The organism is Alicyclobacillus hesperidum (assembly GCF_900107035.1).
GTDB lineage: Bacteria > Bacillota > Bacilli > Alicyclobacillales > Alicyclobacillaceae > Alicyclobacillus > Alicyclobacillus hesperidum.
The window spans coordinates 129,118-151,874 of sequence record NZ_FNOJ01000002.1 but is presented as its reverse complement, the minus strand read 5'-3'; the positions used below and the strand labels follow the sequence as shown (position 1 = coordinate 151,874).

Sequence of the window (22,757 nt, the reverse complement as noted above, 5' to 3'; positions counted from 1 at the left end):
GCCTTTTGGCCGCTCCATTTGGGTTCATCATAATGCAATTTGTCATGTTTGCACAGATGTGGCCGTAAGCCGAGCGTTTCCAGGAGGTCTGCCCGTGAAGTTGCCGGTGATTGTCAAAGTTCCAAATTTGGAGGTCGCGCGTGCCGCCAATGTTGGCGCAGCGTGGTCGGACGCGGTTCTACAAGATACCGAATCGCCGTTCGATCACGCTCCCTTCTCGCGATGGTTGCACGCCTACCAACAGCAGCGCGAGCAACTACTCGCATTTGGCTGGCAGACGTTTGTACCTGATTCGATTCGGCGTGGGCTCACGTACATTCGGCTTGGCTCGGCAGCGCGCGGCGAGGACTTGCCGCACAGCGACCTCGACTTTGCCATTGTCAGCGACGGGACCGTTTCCTTCGCACAGGCGGTCGGTCCGCTGCAGCAGTTCGTCCGCACGATGACAGCCCTCGGCTTCCAGCCGTGCCGGGGCAACGTCATGGGCCCGAATCCGCGATGGTTTGGCACGCCCGCCGATTGGTACAGTCGGATCGAACAGTATTACGCCTTTCCTGATTGGAAGAGCGCGCGCTACCTGTTCATGGCGATGGACGCGACGCCGCTGTCCCCTTGTGAACCGTGGCAGGGCATCACTGTCACCGTGCGGTCCCTCCTCGCCGCGTCGCCCTTTTTTCTCTGGCAAATGGCGCACTTGGGCATCCGGCGCACGGTTGGCCTCCATCCGTTCGGTCGCGTCAAGTGGCAGGCCGCGGCGGAAGGAGAATTCTTTGACGTCAAAGAGCAGTTGCTAGCGCCCATCGTCCACGCCATCCGCCTGCTCGCCATTGCCGGGGATGTGCAAGCGGTGGCAACCATGGCGCGCGTCGAGGAGCTCACACAGGCGAAGATGATGGAACCGGTGTTTGCCGCGGCGGTCAGGGATGCGTTGTGGTTCGGTTGGCGGCTGCGCGCTCGATTGCACGCCCAGGCTGCCAGGTCGGGCACAAACGCAGAACGTATGGAAAAAGGACGAATGCCACAAGCGTGGCGGGATTGCTTGCAAGTTCATTTGCGTACTGCTAAACGATTGGAACAGTTGGTTTGCCGGCGTTTCCGAAAGCCGAGGGGGGCGCGATGAAATGGTTTTTTACCGCGCGCAAGGAGGAGTCGGACCAACTCACGCTTGGCTTGGTTGATCCAGCGGCCCGCCTGTGGGAGCGGCCTCTGGCTGCCACCGATTACTTCGTTGTCGATCTCGAGACGACAGGCTTCTCGGCAGAGGCGGATCGCATCTTGTCGGTGGCGGCCGCGTGTATGACCGGGCGCCAGGGGTTGAGCGAGATGTACTACGAACTCGTCCGGCATGACGATCTCGCCGGCGTTTCGGACACCGTCTGGCGTTTGACAGGCTTGACGCCGGAAGCGTTGCATTCCGGCAAAGAGCTCGAGCGTGTCCTTCGCCACGTCCTCGGGATGGCCGTTGGCCGCGTGTGGATTGCGCACCACGCGCGGCACGAGCTGTCATTTTTGCAGCGCCAAGCGCGGCTGCTTTGGCGGCTCAAACTTCGCCCCATCGCCATCGACACGGCGGTCGTGGCACAGGCGTTGGCTCGCATTTCGCGAACGCCGACACTGGAGGAAGTCTGTGCGTGGCTTGGCGTCGAGGTGAAACATCGCCATCAGGCAGACGCCGATGTGCGCATGACCGCCGAAGTTTGGCGCCGGGAGATGGAGATGTGCGAAAAGCTGGGTTTGCGCACGGTCGTCGACGTGATCGACTGGGCCAGCGCGCGGGCGATGGGTTGAAAGGGGAAGGAGCGGCATGACGCACATGATGTGACTGGCGAGGATGTGGCTTGGAGGAACACTCGGGTTTCGGTATGGGGTAGATTGGGATCCCATTGCGGCAATCACCGATTTTTCAGGGCGGCAGCGACGCGGCGGCGAGGGTTTATGCTGTCGCTTTTGTATGCGTTGGGACACGAACTGGTCATCGTGGTGTTCGGCGGTGCGGCCGTGCTTGTAGGATGGACACTCCCGGACTGGATAGACGGGGGATGGAGAGATTTGTCGGTATCACCCTCATTCATGTATTGACGGCTGCCTGCTCTTCCTTTACGATCTGCGCATTGGTGAGCGCGGGTGGCGGCACGCACCGCTGCCGAGCAGACCGCGGCACACATACCTGTGCAAGCGCGGCGAAGGTTTCATAGGGGATTGCCTTCTGTCGACATCTAGCATCCAGTAGGCCGGATTTGGTTGGATTTCTTGTATGAATGACGCGAAGTTGGTTTGGAATGGAGTGGATAGCTAGTTGCTAATTCGGTCCTATGGATTTTCCCATCACATGTACTCCAGTTTTGGGTCAGGATTTGGTCACGAATTTGCTCGGGGTGTTGTGCATGGCCTCGGCTGGGGCATAGGTTACTCCATCGCTCGGCATATCCCGTTTCTTCTTATATTATTGATCGCAATCGTCGTTGGCTTTTGGTGGATGGCACGCCGCCGCTAAGGAAGCGGCGGCGCCATATTTTACAGGGCGTTGTCGTCGACGCTGTCCAACCAATTGGCGATGTCGCCAATCATGGATTCAATGCAGTTCTCATCAAAGGGTGAACGTAGATTCGCGGCTTGTACGAGCTCGACAAAGGAACGGCTGCCGCCCAATTGACACAGGTGGAGATAATCCTTCCACGCCTGTTCTTTGTTGGACTGTATTTTGGTCCAGAACTGCAGTGCACAGACTTGTGCCAGGCCGTAATCAATGTAGTAAAACGGGTAATTGAAAATATGGAGTTGCTGGTGCCAGTAGCCACCGCGTTCGAGGTATTCGTTTTCCTCGTACGTACGGCTTGGGAAGTAGGTGCGTTCCAACTCTCGCCAGTACGCCTTGCGCTCCTGTGGGGGAGCCGTCGGGTTTTCATAGACGAAGTGCTGGAACTCGTCGACGACTGCAAAGTACGGAATCATCAACACCGAAGTGCTCAAATGATAAAATTTGAATTTCTCTGTATCCTCTTCAAAGAACAGATTCATCCAATCCCACGTAAAGAACTCCATGCTCATCGAATGAATTTCAGCCGCCTCCGACGTCGGGAAATAGTACTCCGGACACGGTAGATTGCGCGACTCAAACGCTTGGAACGCGTGACCTGCTTCGTGCGTAAGCACGGTGACATCATGCGCTGTTCCATTGAAATTTGCGAAGATAAATGGAGCTTTGGCGGACGGGATGATGGTGCAGTAACCTCCGACACGTTTGCCGTCGCGGCTCTGCAGATCAAGCAGTTCGTTGTCGACCATGAACTTGAAAAAGGCGTCTGTCTCGGGAGATAGCTCGCGATACATCCGCCTCCCGTTCTCGACAATCCAGCTGGGATCTCCCTTTGGTTCCGGATTGCCCGTTGGGAAGTGAAGAGCGAGATCGTAATATTGCAGTTTGTCGAGGCCGAGGCGCTGCCGTTGTCGCTCGCGCAGTGATTCCGCGAGCGGGACGATGTGTCGCTTGATTTGGTCGCGAAACCGCCTCGTCTCCGCTGGGCCATAGTCGGTTCGATTCATGCGGTCGTAGCCCATCTGCACATAGTTGTCGTAGCCGAGTTGGCGAGCCATGCGCGTGCGCAATTTCACCATCTCGTCGTAAAGTCTATCAAAATCTTCTTCGTGCTTCGCGAAAAAGGCGTAACGCGCCTCGTTAGCCGATCGTCGGACATGGCGATCCGGCGCATTCAGATAACGTCCCATTTGACTGAGTGTCAAATCCTTCCCTTCAAATGGGATTTTTGCACTTGCGACCAGTGCGTTGTATTCCGTCACCAGCCGATTTGTCTCCTGCATATCCGCTACAATGGCGTTGCCAAATGACCGCTTTTGCACCTCAGCAAGCTTAAATAGTTGGGCGCCCAGGTGTTTTTCCAGTTCCGCGCGAAACGGTGAAGCTAACAAGGCCTCACGAAACTCGGTTTCAATAGCTTCCATCTCTGGCGATACCGTATCAAAGTATTCCTTCTCAGCCTTATAGAATTCGTCGCGCGTATCAATGGAGTTGCGAATGGATGCAAGCTCAGCCATTGACATAAAGTGATTGCGAAGATTGTTGATGGCCGCAATCTGTTCGAGTTGTTCGTCGGCCGTTTCAGCGCGCGACAATGCAGCAATACGCTCTTTCATCTGCGACGAGATGTCGCCCATGTTTGGCCGTTCGTACGTCATTTCAGAAAATTTCATTGGGATTCCTCCGTTTCGCTATTCAGCGCGATCGCGAAGATCAGCCTTAGACAATTATACCAGTGCGGAGAAATTCAGTGTGTCGAATTGCGTACAGGCGTGCTAAACTGGTGCCACATATCGCCGTAGGGATCACAAGGAGATGAGTATGAAAGCGTTATCGGATATGCCGTTTCGCACGGAAAGATGTGCAATCTACTTATTAAACGTAACGATTCACACAGATTTTCGCAGAGTGTTAGAGGCAGTACCTCGAGATGTGCTTATCTGTGTGAACGAGATGGTACAGGCGCGCTATCGAGAATTCCTGCGCAACAGGGGGACGGTTCTCATACACGCCGCGGAGCCGCGCTCGTTTGCGCCACTCATCCGCAATCTAAAAGACGGAAAACCCGTCTTTGTCGCCCTTGATACGGATCAAGCGACGTTTCAGGCGGTAGCAAGCTATGCATTTCGCCGCCAAGTTCCGCTGATTCCTGTGTATGGACATACGCGCCTTCCGAGTATGGGTGAGGCTTTGCCTTTGACAGATGCGCGCAAAACGCTCGACGAGTTACAGGAATTTCTGTTGATGAGTTATCTTGGTAGACGAGATGATACGGAGGTCAATTTGTTCGATGAGCTGGTTCGTTCCGCCAGGTACTATGGAGAGGAGCGCGTGATTTGCAAGGATATCAGCGGTAAGGCCACATACCGCGAGATCCTGCTGAACTCGTATGTACTCGGGACGACGTTTCGTCGCATGTTTGCCAGGACGGAGCGCGTTGGAGTGTTATTGCCCAACTCCATTGGTCAAGTGGTCGTCCTCTTCGCGCTGTTTTATGCGGGGATCACACCTGTGATGCTCAACTATTCAAGTGGAATTCAGACGATTCTCGATGCCTGCGAGACGGCCGATTTACGCACAGTCCTAACATCGCGCGAATTTATTCAAAAAGGTCAGTTGCAAGATGTCGAGGCAGCGCTGAGTGTCCGTCTGTCCGTTCACGAAATGGAGGATGTGCGCAACCGTATTTCCGTGTTCGAAAAAGTGCAAGGACTGCTCGCATGGAAGCGCCGGGCACGCGCGAGCAAGGGCTTGCGCGAACTGGTCTTATTTACGTCGGGCAGTGAATACAAGCCGCGTGGAGTGGTACTGTCTCACGAGAACATTTATGCCAACGTTCAACAAACCAGATCGGTTATCGACTTTGGAACGCAGGATAGAATGTTGAACGCGATGCCAATGTTTCACTCATTCGGTCTGACAGCCGGAGCTTTGTTGCCGCTCCTGGCCGGAATACAGACCTACTTATACCCATCGCCCTTGCACTACAAACGAATTCCCGAATTGGCAGGGGAAGAACGGTCCACCATTCTTTTTGGGACGTCATCGTTTTTGGAGAAATATGGACAAAACGCCACACCTGAACAATTTGCATCGCTACGCTATGCGGTCGTCGGGGCTGAGCGATTGAAACCCGAAGTCGAGCGCGCTTGGTTGCAAAAGTTCCAGTTGCAAATTATGCAGGGATATGGTGCAACTGAGACGTCGCCTATCCTGTGTTTGGATACACCCATCAACCATCGCCAGGGGACGGTTGGGCGACTTTTGCCCGGCATTTCCTATCGTCTTCTTGCCGTCGATGGAATTCCAGAGGGTGGTGTGCTGCACGTGCAAGGCCCGAACGTGATGAAGGGCTACTTATTGCACGGCCAGGGATACGTGGAACAGAGTGGTTGGTATGACACTGGGGACGTCGTCACGGTGGACGATGATGGCTTTGTCACGATTATTGGGCGCCTCAAGCGCTTTGCGAAAATTGCAGGTGAAATGGTGTCTCTTAATCTTGTGGAACAGTTGGCAGCTCGCGCTTATGACAGCCCCGATTTTGCCGCGGTCACGGTACCTGACGAGGTGCGAGGAGAGCGAATTTTGCTGATCACGACGGTCGCTGGTTTGACGTTGGCACCGATGCGTAAGATTGTCGAGGAATCAGGCTATTCTCGGATGCATGTGCCAAGTGAGTTGCGCACCATCAATGAGTTTCCTCTCCTTGGAAGCGGGAAGACGGACTACGTATCGTTGCGCAGCCTGATCTTGGCGGATGTGAGGTAATCATACGACGGGGGCCAAGTGCCTTGGCCCCCTAATGTTTTATGCTGCATGCTGAACTGCTTCGTGTTTGTGGCGGCGCCATTGTGTACGCCTGCCGACTGTATACGTGAGAAGCGGGATTTTGCCAAAGATATACGAAATGAGCATCGATGAGAAATAGACAAATAAGATGGAAACCGGCAGCAGGGCGTAGTGGAGCCACGTCGGAATACCAAGGCCATCAATATGGTTGACCGTCAGTTCCATCAGGTATAACGGGAACGGTTGGGCCAGGTAGATGCCAAACGACGTGTTGCCCGCAACCTTGACGAATTTGCTGAACGGGCGCCACCCAGGGCGGCCCATTCGTTTGGCCCAAGACATGCCAGCATACCAATAGACCAATGTCACGAGCAGGCTGTATGGAACCATGATGGGTTGTAGCACAAGTTCCGCCGAACCCTCGCTCTCGCCAACGGCCAAGCGTTCCAAAAAGTAATACCCCCACACCAGGCACACGCCAATTCCCAGGGACACGAATAGCGCACGGCGATGTCGATAGATAAAAGCCGCCACGCGATCATAATGGCAAGCAAGGATGCCACCGGAAATGAACCAGAACTGATACATGATAATGTTTCGATCGCGATATTGGTATAGATCATAGAGCACTTTTGACAAATTTGCTGTGTTGACGTTGCCAAGCGCGTACTTGTTTAACCACATCAAACTAATTTGCAGGACAAAGCTCGCGATGAGAATGTGAATATGGTACTTTTCCCACCTTCTTAACATGTACAGCAGAAAGGGGAATACGATATAGAGTTGCATGGATACAACAAGAAAATATAAAAAATACATGTTTCCGGTCAGTAAATTGTGTTCGATGGCAGGCCAAAGGACGGACCACGACCAGTCGAAGCCGGGCGTTAACAAACCCACGAATGCAATATAGGCAAGTGTCCATATGATGTAGGGAATGGCAATCAGCAAAAAGCGCTTTCTCCAAAACACCAGTGGATTAAATGGGTTTCGATAATACGTGATAAATAAGACGAGTCCCGTGACGAACATGAACGTCTCACGCGTGTAATGCATGGTCGTAATCAGTGCGCCAAGCGTTAAAAAGCCGGGTGTCATGTCGTTGTTGAGCACATTAAAAAAAGACGTCGTATGCACGGATAATACACCGAGGATGACAAATGCGCGCATGAGGTCAATCTCATGCAAATACCGCCGCGCCAAGCACAGTCCCCCTTTTCGATGGCTTCCTTGTATCATACGAACATTATGTTGAAATCGGATTGAAAAGCCAAACCTATCTTGTGGACAAGGCAGTTTGAGACAATATTCAAAGAAGTCGACGCGTGTTAAGCTTCCGAATAAACAGTCATAACACGGGGGGGAAAGCGCTTGCGCCGTATAGATCGGATTCGTCACATCATTGCGGTTGCGTTAGGCATCTTCATGATGATTTCACCGGCACCGCTCGCGCTTGCTGCCATCCATTCGCCGCTTCCGGTTACTTGGGCAATGCAGGCAGGCGTACAAGCGGCGGACGGAGTCTTTGCGGCGGCTTTTCTACCTAATACCATCACCATCGACGCCGGCGACACCGTGTCATTTTCAGGCGTCGGGCAAGCGATTTACATTCCCCCGCAAGGCAAGCTCGCGCCGCCACCGTGGACGAGTTCGTTGCACGCTTTGGGTGGCGACGTATACGATGGTGTGCACGCCGTGGCATCTGGAATATTAGCGACGGCTCCGTATCATTTAACGTTTGTCAAACCGGGCACTTATGTCTGTTTTGATCCGCTGCATCCAGGTATGGAGGGTGTCGTGATTGTCCAGCCGACAGGAACGCCGTATCCCACCGATGCGTCTTCGTATAACGCTGTGGCGGCGCACGAGGCAGAGGTCGACATTGCGGCCGGGGAACAGGAGTTGGCCAAGACGCGGGCCAAGGTGATCGACAATGCGAATGGCACGCTGACCTATGTCGAGGATGTCGATCTGCCAGATGTCGAAGGCGTGCAAACGCCGCTTCAGCCATTGGGTAAAAGTTCCGTCCGGGGGCGTGTCACGCTGACGCCGCAACTTGATGCGAGTGTGCCAAACGGCAGTGCGTATAGCATCGCGGTGAGCCTGACTGGGCTGCAACCTGGCGGTCAATACGTGGGGGAGTTGCGCTATGCAAGTGTGACAGGGCCGTTGGTTCCGGGGACCTCCACGCTTTACGCCACTGCGGATAGCCGCGGGCGGGGGGAGTTACAGGGGGTGGTTCGATCCGCTGGCGTCCCGCAAGGCGTTTGGGAGTACGTCGTGGAAAACGCAAAGATGCAACCGGTTGCGGCGTGCTCCATCACGGCGCCCGCTTATGCCTATGCTGGCTGTGCACCCAAATCGTTGACCCTACATGTCGGCGATACGGTCGTCTGGAGGGAAGTTGGTGTACATGGTATACATGCGGTGGCGTACGAAGCGACTAACACGGCGGGGTCTACTTCAATGCTGATGGTCCCAACAGCGAGCGGCAGCCATGCGTTCGACGGTGCAGGGAGTGCCAGTTCGAATGTGTTGACGAGCGACACCGGCTATTCGCTTACGTTTGATGCCGCTGGGGTCTATCACTTTGCAAGTCCAATTGACGGTGTATATCATGTCGCAATGACCGTGACCGTGCTACCGGCGAGCAACAGGATATCTGTCATTGCCGGTGATCTCTCGACCACGATGCCCGTTCAGAAAATAGGAAAGGCCTTGTTTGTGCCATTGCAAAGCGCGATTGGCTGGATGAATGTCCTCGGTGTGTCGAGTCAGATGAATGGTTTGAATGTAGCCATTCACACGCCTTTTGCAGGGGCCATCCAGCACCAAGTTCCCATCGATGGTATGGCACATTTTATAGTGAACGGAACACTTATGGGGAATGTTTACGTAGAAACTGCAAACGATCCGGATGTGGGCAGCAAAGCCCCATATGTCTGCGTGAACGATTTGGTCAATATCCTCAACGAGATCGGCGTACATACATCGTTCGACGGCTCGATTTGGAGTGCGCCACCCGCATCGGCCCAGCCCACAACTTAATCGCTTTCATTGATAAGGAATGCCTTTGGTGCGCATTCTCATAAGAGGGGCACGCGCAGGTTGCAGCGTGCCATGGGATGACAGGTGTTGAGCGAAATGAGCGCCAGCAAATGGTACAATAGATGGCGAAAGAATGGGGGAATGTCCATGGGGCGGCAAATGGGTCCAACTGCAGTTCGTTCCACGTTTGTACGCGGACTCATGTATGGTGTTGCCGTGGCCTTGCTGTTTTTTGCCGCCGCGCTAGGAGTTGGAATTAGTCAGCGGAGTATCGTCCCGACCTTGTCTTTAATTGGTACGTCGATTGTACTCGAAGCACAACCAGCTGCAGCAGCGAGTATTCCGCTTGGTTTTCACCCGTTTATAGGCGCTGTGATTTCTATCCTTGCTAACCTTATCTCGTTGCCGATTATGATGTTTGCCTTCGGCGAGATCGTACAGAGGTGGAAATGGGCCCGCAAGCGATTACAGAAGGCTGAGCGTCTATCTCAAAAGTATGGACGCTTCGGGGTGTGGATCCTCATTCCCTTGTGCCCCATCTTAGGCGCATACGTTTGTATGGCCATCGGCTATTTGCTGAGATGGAACACGACGTTGGTAGTGACCAGCATTCTCATCGGCATGGTCAGTTCTACGTTTATCATCGCCTATGGGGGCTGGGCGATTGTTGGACTGTTTCGCTGAGCATAGAGCCGCATTGCCCGATTTGCCGCATATTCGCATAGTACATGACATACAAGACAGCGTGGGCCTTTCTTGTTTGATTTTCGTTTCGGATTCGTAAGCGGCATACATGGGTGGCAATGGTTTGCCTTTGGCCAAACTCAGTTGTTCAGGTACACGAAAAATTTAGTTGTACGATTGCGGGCACACCTCAGAATTTGGTACGCTTGAGGTTGAGGAATTTTATAATTTGTCATTTTTCCTTCGACCAACTTTGATTGGGGGTGGAGCCTCGAAGACCGGATCGCCGCGTGCACAGGAAGGCCCCTGCGGCTTGTTGTCTGTTGTACACTCTGGTGCAATCGAGGTGTTGATTACGTTACTGGATTCGATTCAAGACCCAAAAGATTTGAAGCAACTGACGGAGTCGCAACTGGTGACGCTGGCTCAGGAAATCCGCGATTTCCTGGTGTCGTCCATCTCGAGGACGGGCGGCCACTTCGGCGCAAATATGGGCGTGGTCGAATTGACCTTGGCTCTGCACCGGGTGTTCGACAGTCCTCGAGACAAGATTTTGTGGGACGTTGGTCATCAGGGATACGTACACAAGATCTTGACCGGCCGCAAAGACATGTTTCCGACCTTGCGCAAGCTAGGTGGCCTAGCGGGCTTTTTAAAGCGGAGTGAAAGCCCACATGATCCGTTCGGTGCAGGTCACTCCAGCACCAGCATCTCGGCGGCTGTAGGCATGGCGGTGGCTCGCGATCTGCGCCGTGAAAACCATCATGTCATTGCCGTGATCGGCGATGGTGCACTCACGGGAGGCATGGCCCTGGAGGCGATGAATCACGCGGGTGATCTTGGGCTCGACCTAATTGTCGTCCTCAATGACAACGAGATGTCCATTTCCAATAATGTTGGGGCTGTGTCCAAATACCTGACCCGCTTGCGCACAGATCCGAGCTATGCCAAGGCCAAGGCGGATATCGACCACATTCTTAAACAATTGAGCGGTGTTGGCGCGAAGGTGACCAAAGTCCTCGACAGAGCCAAGGACGCCGCACGCCATATGCTGTTGCCGATCACGCCTTTCGAAGGGTTTGGCTTTAAGTATATTGGACCCATCGACGGACACGACTTGCCTCAATTGATTTCTGTTTTTGAGCGCGCGAAGGAGATTCGCGGCCCTGTCCTCATTCATACGCTTACACAAAAAGGCAAGGGGTATGCACAGGCGGAGAGTTCGGAAGACAAGTGGCATGCGTGGCCGAGCGCTGTGAAGGGCAATCAACCACCTTCGTACACGAATGTATTTGCGGCGACGGTGGCCGAACTGGCACGCCGCGATGAGCGCATCGTGGTCGTGACGCCTGCAATGTTGTCGGGGAGTGGCTTGACGAAATTTCAGAAAGAGTTTCCCACGCGCACGTTTGACGTAGGAATTGCGGAACAGCACGCGGGCACGTTCTGTGCAGGTTTGGCGGCTGCTGGCAAGCGTCCGATTTTTGCGGTCTACTCCACTTTCCTGCAACGCGCGTACGACCAGACCATTCACGACATCTGCATCCAAAACTTGCCTGTCTTACTCGCGGTCGATCGCGCTGGCATTGTTGGCCCCGATGGCGAGACGCATCAGGGCGTATTCGATGTCGCGTATCTGCGCACGGTGCCGAACATGGCGGTCATGATGCCAAAGGATGAAAACGAGTTGCGGCATATGCTGTATACAGCCAGCCAGCACGATGGGCCGGTTGCTGTTCGCTATCCCCGCGCAGACGGATTGGGCGTGCCGCTTGATGAAACACTGCAGACTTTGCCATGGGGGAAGTCGGAGGTGCTTCGCGAGGGGGCGGATTTGACGATTATCGCACTCGGTTCGATGGTCGATCCGGCGCTGAAGGCCGCCCGCACGCTTGCCGATGATTATCAAATCGAATCGACGGTCGTCAATTTGCGGTTTGTCAAACCGCTCGATGAAGAGCTCATTGTGCAATTGGGTAAAACGGGAAGACCCATCTTGACGGTGGAGGAAGCGGCCTTGGCAGGTGGCGCAGGTTCGGCCGTTGCCGAATTGCTCATCGATCGCGGTCTTGTCGTTCCGATGCGTCGCAAAGGCGTGCCAGACACATTCGTCGAACACGGGGGACGCGACGAGGTATTGCACAGGTTGGGCTTGGATGCCGACGGAATTGTAGCGGATGCGTTGCAACTTTTAGGTCATAAAGGGAAGTCGACGCATATATTGGACAAAGTAGGGACGTAAGCACGGCTACGGCCCTGTTCGCGACAGAAAGAAGGAGACGGAACATGGCGAAGGTGGTTGGAGATCTGCGGCAGCGCCGCAAGGTCGAGCACGTCGCTGCGGTGCGCGCGCTCGGCGACAACCCGGCGAGCACCAACTGGTTCGAGGACGTGTCCCTCGTTCCGTGCTGTGCACCAGAGTTGGCAGTGGACGAGGTGTCCATCGCGAGCGAAGTGTGTGGCGTGACGCTTCCGTCTCCCATTGTGGTGAACGCCATGACCGGTGGCGCAGACGAGGTCTATGAACTCAATCGTAAACTTGCCGCAGCCGCTCGTCGGCATGGGCTGGCCATGGCTTTGGGTTCCGGTACCGCTGGTGTGCGTTCGCCTGAAGTCGCATACACGTACAGCGTCGTTCGGGAAGTGTACCCAGATGGCGTCGTGATCGCGAACGTCGGCATGGGCACGGACGTGGAAACTGCGAAGGCGGCTGTCGACATCGTGGGAGCACAGTTGCTGCAGGTGCATTGGAATGTCGCCCAGGAGATGTTCATGACCGAAGGAGATCGCGACTTTCGCGGTGCGCTCGCGAAACTTGTGGATGTGGTGCAAGGCGTAGGCGTACCGGTGATTGCCAAGGAAGTCGGCCAGGGCATTGCGGCCGAGCAGGCAGTTCAGTTTGTCGAGTGCGGTGTGCGGGGAATTGATGTTGGCGGTCGCGGGGGAACAAATTTCATTGCGGTCGAGGCGTGGCGACGAGGCTTACAACTTGCGGATTCTTGGCAAAGCTGGGGACTATCGACGGCTGCGTCGCTTGCCGAAGTGATGGACGCTGTGGGCGATCGCGCCGACGTCTTTGCGTCCGGTGGGATGCGTACAGCCGACGAGATCGTCAAGGCGATGGCGATGGGGGCGAAGGCGGTCGGAATTGCCGGTCCGCTCGTGCGTTTGCTAGGTCAGCCAGATGGCGAGGCGGCATTGGATCGCTATTTGGAAGAGTTACATGCTGGGATACGCACGTTGCTTGTTTTGACCGGGTGCCGAACCTGGGCAGATTTGCGGAAGAAGCCAGTTGTCGTGACCGGGAAGCTCCGCGAATGGCTTGCGGCGCGAGGCAGGCAGGCGTACGTAACGAGCTTGCAGCAGCGCGGCGGCATCGCGATTGTGGGTGACATGTAGTTGCCCGGAATTTGCTTCTGACCCCGAATATGGGATATTGTTCCCTCAGACAGGATTCATTTCTATCTTCTCATTCGTCGAAGCGGATTGACTAGGAGGGGATTAGGATGGCAAGACAGTCGTTGTCGGCGACGGTAGACATGGTCAAGTACCTTGCCAAGAACAAGGTCAAAGGCGTCAAACGTTATCCCATGGTGTTGATGCTCGAGCCGACGGAAATTTGCAACCTGACGTGTACCGGTTGCGGAAAGATCAGGCAAAGCGAAGAAGTGCTCAAACTGCGCCTGACAGCGGAAGATTGCTTTAAGGCGATCGAGGAGTGCGGCGCACCCGCCGTTTCCATTGCAGGCGGCGAACCGCTTGTCCACCCCGAGATTGTCGATATCGTCAACGGCATGCTGGCGCGCAGAAAGCTCGTGATGCTCTGCACTAACGGTATCCTGTTGCATCGCGTGCTCGACAAATTGAAGCCACATCCGAACTTCACGTTCGTGTTTCACCTGGATGGCAAACGCGAGCACCATGACCGCATGGTCGAGCGGGCTGGCGTCTTCGACATCGTGATTAAAGGCATCAAGGCAGCGAAAGAGCGAGGCTTTCGCGTTGCGACCAATACGACCTTGTATAAGGGCGCAAGTGCCAAGGACACAGCCGAACTGCTCCAAGAGTTGATGGATCTTGGAGTCGACAACTGCATTGTGTCGCCCGCGTTCACCTACGAAGAGGTGGATTCCGCGCACAGTGATATCTTCCTCCACCGCAAAGAAGTCAATCAGCTGGTTTCGGAAATCCTCGAACACGCTGGCGACAAAATCCGCTTCTACGATACGCCAATTTACTTCGACTTCCTCACAGGCAAAAAAGACTTGCGCTGCACGCCATGGGCGATGCCGAACCGCAACCCAAAAGGTTGGAAAGGTCCTTGCTATCTATTGACGGACGATCACTATGATTCGTTCCAAGAGATGATGGAAAAGACGAATTGGGACGAGTTTGGCTATGGCGAGAACCCGCGTTGCGCGAGCTGCATGATGCACAGCGGCTACGAGATGTCTGCGGTCAAGGCTGTGTCGCCGGCGGATACCTGGAAGCTTGTGCGTTGGTTCTTCGCATCATAACGAAAAATGGCTTCCAGACTGGTTTTGACCGCACTTGCGTTTGAAGCAAATGCCCTCCATCCTTTGCGATCCGCCCTGGATTGGGGCGTGATCGCAACGGGAGTGGGTCCAGCGCGCGGCCGTGCCACTGCAGAACAGGCATTTGCGGCTGCTCGCCCTGCATTTGCGTTGGGTGTGGGTGTGTGCGGGGCACTTTCCGCGGACGCGCGGCGCGGCGAGATTGCGTTGCCACAAACGGCGGTTTCGGATGCCGGTGTCGTCGAGCGGATCGCTCCTTTGCCGGAGCGCTTATTAGAAGCCGTGCAGATGGCCGCGCACAAAGTCGGGGTGGGCGTGCGGGCCGACCAAGGCATCGCTTCGGTTGAGCGCATCGCTGCGTCGCCTGCGGACAAGCGCGAACTGGCACTTCGTGTGGGAGCCCGCTGGGTGGACCAGGAGACATTTGCCTGGGCACAGGCGGCGAGATCGCACGGTGTTCCGTTTTACGCCATTCGCGTCGTGCTTGACACCGCGTCCGACCAACTGCCGTCCTGGCACCCCGGGACTTGGGGGCATGCGTTGCGTTTGCCGTTGCACGCTCTGCGCGCGCGTCGGATTTTGCAGCAGATCGGGAGGGAACTGGCGTGCTTGCGCTGGTGACAGGAGGCACAGGATTTGTCGGCTACCATGTCGTCGCCGCTTTGCGCGAACGTGGGCACCAGGTGCGGGCACTCGTGCGCGATCCCGAGCGGGCGCAGGCGCTTATCGCCCTTGGCGCAGACATTTGCGTAGGCGATCTCGCGACAGGTGCGGGCATTGAGGCAGCGGTGCGCGGCTCTGATGCCGTCTTTCACGTGGCCGCACACTACTCGCTGGATCGCCGGGATGACGCTGTGATGTACGCGGCGAACGTCGAGGGGACGCGTAGGCTAATCGACGCCGTGCGCCGCGCGGGCGGGCCAAGGCTCGTCTACACGAGCTCGACCGCTGCCGTGAAATTGCGGCACGATGGAAAGCCGGCGACGGAAGAGGACGGTTTTAACGATCCGGACAAGGTGTACAGTACGTACAAAAAAACGAAGGTGTTGGCGGAACGACTGGCGATGGATGCGGCGGCGTCAGGCATGGACATCGTGATCGTCAATCCCTCGACACCAGTCGGACCGTACGACGTAAAGCCGACGCCCACAGGGCGAATTGTCCTCGACACGATGCTTGGACGGATGCCTGCATACGTCGAAACAGGGCTGAACTTAGTCGCTGTGGAGGATGTCGCTTTGGGTCATCTCCTTGCCTATGAGCGTGGGCGGCGCGGTGAGCGCTATATTCTTGGCCATCGCAATATGCACTTTGGCGATCTTGTCGCCATGGTGGCGCGCCTCTCTGGTCGCCGCGCGCCGCGGGCAAAAATCCCGTTCTGGGTCGCCATGTCGGTGGCTGTGGTGGACGACTACATGTTGTCGCGCTTGTTGCGCCGGGCGCCACGGGCGCCGGTGGCAGGTGTCAAATTGGCACGGGAACCGATGTATTTTGACGCGACAAAAGCCGTGCAGGAGCTCGGCATGCCGCAGTCCTCGGTCGAAGACGCATTGCGCCGGGCAATTACATGGTTTCGCGAAGCAGGTATGGCGCCTGTCTCGAAATGACAGAACTGACGTGTAAGGGGGTTGTCGGATGACCAAGCAACTAGCTGAAATTCCAGCTTATATGCAGACGCTCGACAACGGCGTCGAGTACCTGTTGAGCCGCCAGCATGAAGAAGGATATTGGTGGGGGCCTTTGCTCAGCAACGTGACCATGGAAGCTGAATACGTGCTTCTCTGTCACTGTCTGGGCAAGGTGGACAAAGGGCGCCTTGAGAAGATTAAGACATATCTTTTGCATGAGCAGCGAGAGGATGGCACGTGGGCGCAGTACCCAGGCGGACCACAAGACCTCGACACGACCATCGAGGCCTATGTTGCTCTGAAGTATATTGGGTTATCCCCTGACGATGAACGTATGCAGAAGGCGCTGGCTTTTATTCAAAGTCAGGGTGGGATTGAATCAGCCCGCGTATTCACGCGCTTATGGCTGGCTGTGGTCGGCGAGTATCCGTGGCGTAAGTTGCCTGTCGTTCCGCCTGAAATCATGTTCTTGGGCAAGAACATGCCTTTGAATATCTACGATTTCGGTTCGTGGGCGAGGCCGACAATTGTCGCACTCACCATTGTGATGAGCCGCCGGGCGGTATTCCCGTTGCCTGCGCACGCCAAGGTGCCTGAGTTGTTTGAGACCAACGTGCCTCCCCGTCGGCGTGCGGCCAAAGGTGGCAATTCAAGCCTCTTTTTATCCATCGACAAGTTACTGCAAGGATACCAGAATGGATCGTTTCATCCATTTCGCAAGGCTGCCGAGCAACGTGCCATCGAATGGCTGATCGAACATCAGGCTGGCGATGGCAGTTGGGGTGGCATTCAGCCGCCATGGTTTTATGCCTTACTTGCCCTAAAAGTCATGAATATGACCAACCATCCTGCGTTTATCAAGGGGTGGGAGGGACTCGAACTCTATGGACTAGAGTTGGAATACGGAGGATGGATGTTCCAAGCCTCGATTTCCCCGGTATGGGATACAGGACTTTCCATTCTCGCGCTGCGAGCAGCCGGTTTAGCTCCAGACGAGCCCGCTCTGGTCAAAGCGGGGAAGTGGCTTCTCGACCATCGCATTGCCACGAAGGGAGACTGGGCAGTACGGCGGCCAAACGCGAAGCCAGGTGGCTGGGCATTCCAGTTTGACAATCCACATTATCCAGACGTCGACGATACGGCGGTTGTCGTTTGGGCGTTGAACGGCCTCAAACTGCCGAACGAGGCGGAACGGCGCGATGCCATGACGGCTGGCTTCCGCTGGCTGACGGCGATGCAGAGTTCGAATGGCGGCTGGGGGGCGTACGACGTCGACAACAACAAGGAGCTTCCCAATCGCATTCCGTTCTGCGATTTTGGTGAAGTGATCGATCCGCCTTCAGAAGACGTTACCGCACACGTCCTGGAATGCTTCGGCAGTTTTGGCTATGACGAAGCTTGGAAAGTCGTCGCGCGGGCAGTGAATTATCTGAAGCGCGAACAGAAGCCTGACGGCTCTTGGTATGGGCGTTGGGGCGTCAATTACATCTATGGCATTGGAGCTGTGGTGCCAGCTTTAAAATCGGTCGGCGTCGATATGAAGGAACCTTTTGTTCAGAAGGCACTCGACTGGCTGGTCGCACACCAGAATGAGGACGGCGGCTGGGGCGAAGACTGTCGCTCGTATGTCGACGAACGCTTTGCCGGGGTGGGGCCGAGCACGCCATCACAGACCGCTTGGGCGCTCATGGCCTTGATTGCCGGTGGGCGTGTGCAAGCGGACGCGGTTTCGCGCGGCGTCGCATACCTCGTGCGCACGCAGCGGTCGGATGGCGGTTGGGATGAGCCGTACTACACCGGAACGGGCTTCCCCGGAGACTTTTACCTGGGCTATACCCTTTATCGACACATCTTTCCCGTTATGGCACTCGGTCGCTACAAAGACGCCTTAGGCAGGTTGACGAGGTAATGGCGATGCAGTCGGTCCCAGTCGGTTTGCGAGCTGATTTCGAGGTGTGTGCGCGCTTGACGGCCAGTCATTACGAGAATTTTTCAGTCGTCTCGCTCTTCGTCCCGCGCGAGCTTCGTCCGCACTTTTGCTCTATTTATGCATTTTGTCGCGGCGTGGACGATCTCGGTGACGAACTGAAAGGGGATCGTTTGGCGGCCCTCGATGCGTACGAAGAAGAACTGCGGCGAGCGTACGGTGGCACGCCGCAGACGCCCGTTTTTCGAGCTTTGCAACACACGATCGAAGCGTGCGGGCTGCCGATGGATCCGTTCCTGCGTCTGATTGAAGCCAATCGGCGAGATCAGCGCCAAGCGACATACGAGACATGGGACGACCTACGGGATTATTGCCGGTATTCGGCGGATCCCGTGGGCCGTCTCGTGCTTGGCGTCTTTGGCTGCTGTGACGAGGAGCGTGCCGCATTGTCCGATTACACATGCACAGCCTTACAAGTCGCGAATCATCTTCAAGATATTCATCGCGATCTGAAGAATGGTAGGATCTACGTACCGAAGGCGGATCTCGAGTCATTCGGGGCCTCTTTGGAAGACATCCGCCAGGCTCGAATGACAGATGGCGTGCGTGCCTGCATCAAGTTTGAGGTCGAGCGCACAGCCGAGTGGTTTACGCAGGGGGCTCGCCTGGAGCGTTTGGTACCGCATCGACTCGGGCTGCAATTGCGCCTTTATCGGCTTGGCGGCGAAGCTGTTCTGGAAGCGTTGCGCCGCCAAGATTACGATCCGTTTGTACGTCGACCTGTGGTGACAAGCGGCCAAAAGCTACGTATTGCGATGCGGGCCTTCATGGGGTTCGCGCAACGAGGGGTGGCTCCCGGATGAACATCGACCAGGCCTATCAACACTGCACCAAGCTGACCCGCCAAGCTGGAAGCTCGTTTTATTACGGCATGCGTCTGTTGCCCATGCACAAACGCCTCGCGATGTATGCCATTTATGCCTGGAGTCGCATTTGTGACGACGCAGTCGATGACTACGAGGGTGAGGAAGCCGAGGCGCATCTCGCGATGGCGGAAGGTATCGCCGAGCAAGCCTTTGCCGATGACTATCAAAGTTCAGACCATCCGGTCGTCTTGGCATTAGGCGACGCCGTCCGGCGGTTTCAACTACCCCTAAAGCCGTTTCGCGATATGGTGGAGGGCATGCGTATCGATATGCGCGCAGTTCGCCTGCAAACCATGGCGGAGCTTGAACAGTACTGCGACTACGTTGCAGGAACGGTCGGCATCATGTGTGTACACATCTTTGGCTATCGCGATCCCAAAGCCCTTTCCTTGGCGCGGGACATGGGGCGCGCGTTGCAGTTGACCAACATCCTTCGCGATCTTGGCGAGGACATCGAGCGCGATCGCGTGTATTTGCCTTCTGAAGAGCTCGCCAGGCATGGTTATACAATTGAAGATTTACGATTAAAACGTCTGACCCCTGGCTTTTTGGCGTTGATGCGCGAGCAGGCCGAGCGGGCTGAGATGTATTATGAACGAGCCAAAGGGCTGTTCCCGCTGGTTGAGGAGGACAGTCTTCGCTGTTTGCGCATGCTGTTTCTCATGTATCGCGAATTATTGACGAAGATAGAAGAGAGTCGGTTCAATGTGTTTGATCGCCGAATTGCCTTATCCAGTTCGCGTAAATTGCGCTTGGTGTGGGGTGTGTTATGGAACGCATCAGCGACAGTATAGTCATCATCGGTGCGGGATGGGCAGGGATTGCAACTGCCGAGGCCTTACTATCCAAAGGGATAAATCCCAAACGCATTGTGCTACTCGAACGCACGCCCTATCCAGGAGGGCGCGCGTTTTCCTTTGTCGATCGCGAAACTGGACTCGCATTAGACAACGGTCAACACGTGCTGTTAGGGTGCTGTGATCGATTCATCGCGTTGTTGAAGCGCCTCGACGTGCGTAGCGGCTATCGGTTACAGCCTTTGCTTGACATCCCTGTCTACCACGATGGGCAGATGTCTCGCATCGCCAGCAAACGCCTTGTCGGGCCGCTGCATTTGTTGCCCGCGCTGTTGGCCTACAGGCACTTGTCTCCGAGCGAGCGCGCGTCGACGCTTGCGGGTGCGCTGGCCTTTATGCGACCACGGGCCGAAAAGCTGGATGCCGTAAGTTTCGCCAAGTGGCTTCAGAGCACAGGACAATCGGATACAGCCATTCGTTTGGTGTGGGATTTGGTTGGGACGGCGATTTTAAACGGCCACGCTGGTGAGATCAGCGCTGGTTTGGCCGCCCATTCGTTTCACATCGGCTTTATGCGCGGGTGGCAGCCCGCGCGGCTAGGATTGTTTACGAGGCCCCTTGGCGATCTCGCGCGCGACGCCATCGATCGCTTGGTTGCACGGGGTGTGACCATCCGCTATTCGACGTATGTGGAACGAGTGCAAGTTGCAAAGAACAAGGTGTGTGGTCTATCTCTGCGCGACGGTTCGTTCGTCGCGACGGAGCAAGTCGTTTCTACGGTTCCGCATGATGCCTTACTCCGCGTGTTGCCAGACGAGTGGGCAGGGAAAGAGCCGTTTCACGGCATTGCAAAATTGCGTTGGAGCCCCATCCTCAACGTGTTTCTCAACTATGACCGTCAAGTTTTGGCCGAGGACGTGTTTGCCGCAACCGACTTTGATGGCATGTTCGTGTTTAACCGCGGTCGCTTGCTTCCCGATTCGGGACAAGACGGGCGCTGGTTATCCGTTTCGATCTCGGCTGCGGATCGATTCCGAGATTGGACGCATCAAGAAATCATCCGTGGCGTGCAAGAGGCCATCGGCAAAGCGTGCAAAGACGCACGCGATGCCAAACTGCTCGCCGCGAAAGTCGTATGGCAGCCGAAGGCGACGTTCCTCGCCGAACCTGGTACGTGGCATTTGCGCCCGCAAACGGTGACGCCAATTACAGGCCTCTTCTTGGCCGGGGATTGGACGCGCACAGACTGGCCTGCCTGTCTCGAAGGGGCGGTGCGTAGCGGCGAGACGGCGGCTTTGGCCTTATTGCGATCACGCCAAGCATTCTTGGTCTGACCTTTTCGATACGGTTTCAAGGTTTACGATGCATACTAAAGGCATCAAAGCTGACTTGACGTCGAAAGGTGTGAACAGGAATGGGCTATTATCGTTCGAGGCAGGGCAACGGCTTCTTTCGCGAGTCTGCTGGTGCGCTGAAGTGGGCCGCAACCGTGGTTGTCTCGGCGCTTGTCGGTGCAGGCGCGACGCTCGCTCTCATGCCGATGGTGCGAAACGCACAAACACCGTTGGCTTCGGAATCTTCGTTGCCGACCTCGACTTCGTCAGCGAGTAAGCCGATGTCTGTGAGCGTCAATATAAATGACGATATTACGCAGGTTGTCAAAAAGGTTGAGCCTGATGTCGTTGCTGTCGTCAACTACACGACGACCAGTGACTTCTTTACACAGCAATCACAGACTCAGGAATCTGACATCGGGTCTGGCGTCTACTTTTACAAGAATGGCAACAATGCTTATATCGTGACGAACAACCACGTTGTACAGGGCGGATCGAAGGTCGAGATTGTCCTCAACACCAACAAGCAGGTGCGGGCTACGGTGGTCGGTACGGACCCGTACACAGACCTTGCGGTGTTGAAAGTCCCGGCATCGACATTCCCGGGCATTCAGCCTGCGCAGTTTGCGAACTCGGATGACATTCAGGTCGGCGAACCGGCCATTGCCATTGGGACACCGATGGGGCTTGATTTTGCAGACACCGTGACTTCGGGTATCGTGAGTGGTGATCAGCGCATGATGCCCGTCGAGGAACCAACTTCGGACACGACACTGGATTATCAATCTGTCATTCAGACCGATGCCGCCATCAACCCCGGCAATAGCGGTGGGCCCTTGCTGAACGCAGCGGGGCAGGTCATCGGCATTAACAGCAGTAAAATTGTCGAGCAGGACTTCGAGGGGATGGGCTTTGCGATTCCGTCCAACGAAGTACTGAACGTTGCGGACCAAATTATCCGCACAGGGCATGCTTTGCACCCGGCTCTTGGCATTGAAGGCATCGATTTGTCGAGCATACCATCTGGCTACTTGCCAGGAAACATTCCGGTCAATTACGGTGTGTATGTTGAGAAGGTCGATTCGTCCAACGCGAAGAATGCTGGTTTGCGAACGGGCGATGTGATTATTTCCATCGACGGAAAGACCATTCAGTCGATTGCGGATCTGCGGACCGAATTGTTCACGCTTAAGCCGGGCGAGACGGTGCCAATCGTCGTATACCGGGGCAGCCAAAAGAAGACGCTTCATGTGAAAATCGGTTCGGAAGAGTCGCCGAATACCACTGCGTCTGGTGCTTCGAGTCAAAATCAAGCGGCTGGCAATTCCGGACAGGATCCGTTCTCGTCGGGCGGCGGCAGTGTGATGCCAGATCCCTTTAACTCGACAAGCCCGTTTGGGTATTAAGAGCTAACGTGTTTGGTCACGAAAGCTTTGCAGAAGAACATATGGATCGTGGTAGAGCTGGCCTTGGTGCATGGGCACCAAGGCCAGCTTCGTTATGTCTATGGATAAAATACTGTTTGGACTTACATATTATTCTTTGGATGG

17 protein-coding genes are annotated in these 22,757 nt (G+C 55.6%); 15 read left to right on the top strand and 2 right to left on the bottom strand.

Annotation, left to right across the window (positions count from 1 at the left end):
• The first annotated feature begins 94 nt into the window (after positions 1 to 94).
• Positions 95 to 1,120 (top strand): putative nucleotidyltransferase substrate binding domain-containing protein, encoded by a 1,026-nt coding sequence (locus BLU70_RS14315; RefSeq protein ID WP_052012317.1) that lies wholly within the window; start codon positions 95 to 97, stop codon positions 1,118 to 1,120.
• Entirely contained in the window at positions 1,117 to 1,788 is a 672-nt protein-coding gene (locus tag BLU70_RS01940; RefSeq protein ID WP_006447140.1) for a 3'-5' exonuclease, read from the top strand. Before BLU70_RS14315 ends, BLU70_RS01940 begins: the two co-directional genes overlap by 4 nt.
• A gap of 726 nt (positions 1,789 to 2,514) precedes the next feature.
• Here the strand turns inward: BLU70_RS01940 and BLU70_RS01930 are convergent.
• The gene (locus BLU70_RS01930) at positions 2,515 to 4,209 is read right to left on the bottom strand and encodes a M3 family oligoendopeptidase (protein WP_074691512.1); all 1,695 of its coding nucleotides are present in this window, start codon (positions 4,207 to 4,209) and stop codon (positions 2,515 to 2,517) included.
• 148 nt (positions 4,210 to 4,357) lie between these two features.
• Between BLU70_RS01930 and BLU70_RS01925 the strand changes: the two genes are divergently transcribed.
• Positions 4,358 to 6,307 (top strand): AMP-binding protein, encoded by a 1,950-nt coding sequence (locus BLU70_RS01925; RefSeq protein WP_074691510.1) that lies wholly within the window; start codon positions 4,358 to 4,360, stop codon positions 6,305 to 6,307.
• Between the two features lie 39 nt (positions 6,308 to 6,346).
• On the opposite strand, the gene BLU70_RS01920 is transcribed toward BLU70_RS01925, so the two are convergent.
• The gene (locus tag BLU70_RS01920; protein WP_074691508.1) at positions 6,347 to 7,531 is read right to left on the bottom strand and encodes an acyltransferase; all 1,185 of its coding nucleotides are present in this window, start codon (positions 7,529 to 7,531) and stop codon (positions 6,347 to 6,349) included.
• A gap of 168 nt (positions 7,532 to 7,699) precedes the next feature.
• On the opposite strand from BLU70_RS01920, the gene BLU70_RS01915 reads away from it, so the two are divergent.
• From BLU70_RS01915 to BLU70_RS01860, 12 genes are all read left to right on the top strand, one after another.
• Complete coding sequence (locus tag BLU70_RS01915; protein WP_074691507.1) at positions 7,700 to 9,376, top strand: cupredoxin domain-containing protein; 1,677 nt, start codon at positions 7,700 to 7,702, stop codon at positions 9,374 to 9,376.
• A gap of 147 nt (positions 9,377 to 9,523) precedes the next feature.
• Positions 9,524 to 10,060 carry a small multi-drug export protein gene (locus BLU70_RS01910; protein WP_074691505.1) on the top strand — a complete coding sequence of 179 codons (537 nt, stop codon included), beginning with the start codon at positions 9,524 to 9,526 and terminating at the stop codon, positions 10,058 to 10,060.
• A 346-nt stretch (positions 10,061 to 10,406) separates the two neighbouring features.
• Entirely contained in the window at positions 10,407 to 12,302 is a 1,896-nt protein-coding gene (gene dxs / locus BLU70_RS01905) for a 1-deoxy-D-xylulose-5-phosphate synthase (protein WP_074691633.1), read from the top strand.
• 44 nt (positions 12,303 to 12,346) lie between these two features.
• The gene (fni, locus tag BLU70_RS01900; protein WP_006447150.1) at positions 12,347 to 13,459 is read left to right on the top strand and encodes a type 2 isopentenyl-diphosphate Delta-isomerase; all 1,113 of its coding nucleotides are present in this window, start codon (positions 12,347 to 12,349) and stop codon (positions 13,457 to 13,459) included.
• Positions 13,460 to 13,566: 107 nt separating this feature from the next.
• Positions 13,567 to 14,577 carry an adenosyl-hopene transferase HpnH gene (gene hpnH, locus BLU70_RS01895; RefSeq protein ID WP_040289586.1) on the top strand — a complete coding sequence of 337 codons (1,011 nt, stop codon included), beginning with the start codon at positions 13,567 to 13,569 and terminating at the stop codon, positions 14,575 to 14,577.
• A gap of 6 nt (positions 14,578 to 14,583) precedes the next feature.
• On the top strand, positions 14,584 to 15,216 hold the full coding sequence (locus tag BLU70_RS01890; protein WP_074691503.1) for a phosphorylase family protein: 633 nt from the start codon (positions 14,584 to 14,586) through the stop codon (positions 15,214 to 15,216).
• Positions 15,201 to 16,202: a hopanoid-associated sugar epimerase gene (gene hpnA / locus BLU70_RS01885; RefSeq protein ID WP_074691501.1), complete on the top strand. Its 1,002-nt coding sequence runs from the start codon at positions 15,201 to 15,203 to the stop codon at positions 16,200 to 16,202. Before BLU70_RS01890 ends, hpnA begins: the two co-directional genes overlap by 16 nt.
• 28 nt (positions 16,203 to 16,230) lie before the next feature.
• Positions 16,231 to 18,132, top strand: coding sequence for a squalene--hopene cyclase (gene shc / locus BLU70_RS01880; RefSeq protein ID WP_074691499.1), 1,902 nt, complete (start codon positions 16,231 to 16,233; stop codon positions 18,130 to 18,132).
• 5 nt (positions 18,133 to 18,137) lie between these two features.
• On the top strand, positions 18,138 to 19,013 hold the full coding sequence (hpnC, locus tag BLU70_RS01875; RefSeq protein WP_074691631.1) for a squalene synthase HpnC: 876 nt from the start codon (positions 18,138 to 18,140) through the stop codon (positions 19,011 to 19,013).
• On the top strand, positions 19,010 to 19,870 hold the full coding sequence (locus BLU70_RS01870) for a phytoene/squalene synthase family protein (protein WP_006447157.1): 861 nt from the start codon (positions 19,010 to 19,012) through the stop codon (positions 19,868 to 19,870). The genes hpnC and BLU70_RS01870 overlap by 4 nt, the downstream gene beginning before the upstream one ends.
• Positions 19,846 to 21,207 (top strand): hydroxysqualene dehydroxylase HpnE, encoded by a 1,362-nt coding sequence (gene hpnE, locus BLU70_RS01865; RefSeq protein ID WP_074691497.1) that lies wholly within the window; start codon positions 19,846 to 19,848, stop codon positions 21,205 to 21,207. Before BLU70_RS01870 ends, hpnE begins: the two co-directional genes overlap by 25 nt.
• An 80-nt stretch (positions 21,208 to 21,287) precedes the next feature.
• Positions 21,288 to 22,613, top strand: a complete 1,326-nt coding sequence (locus tag BLU70_RS01860) for a S1C family serine protease (protein ID WP_006447159.1) — start codon at positions 21,288 to 21,290, stop codon at positions 22,611 to 22,613.
• The last annotated feature ends 144 nt before the right edge of the window (positions 22,614 to 22,757 follow it).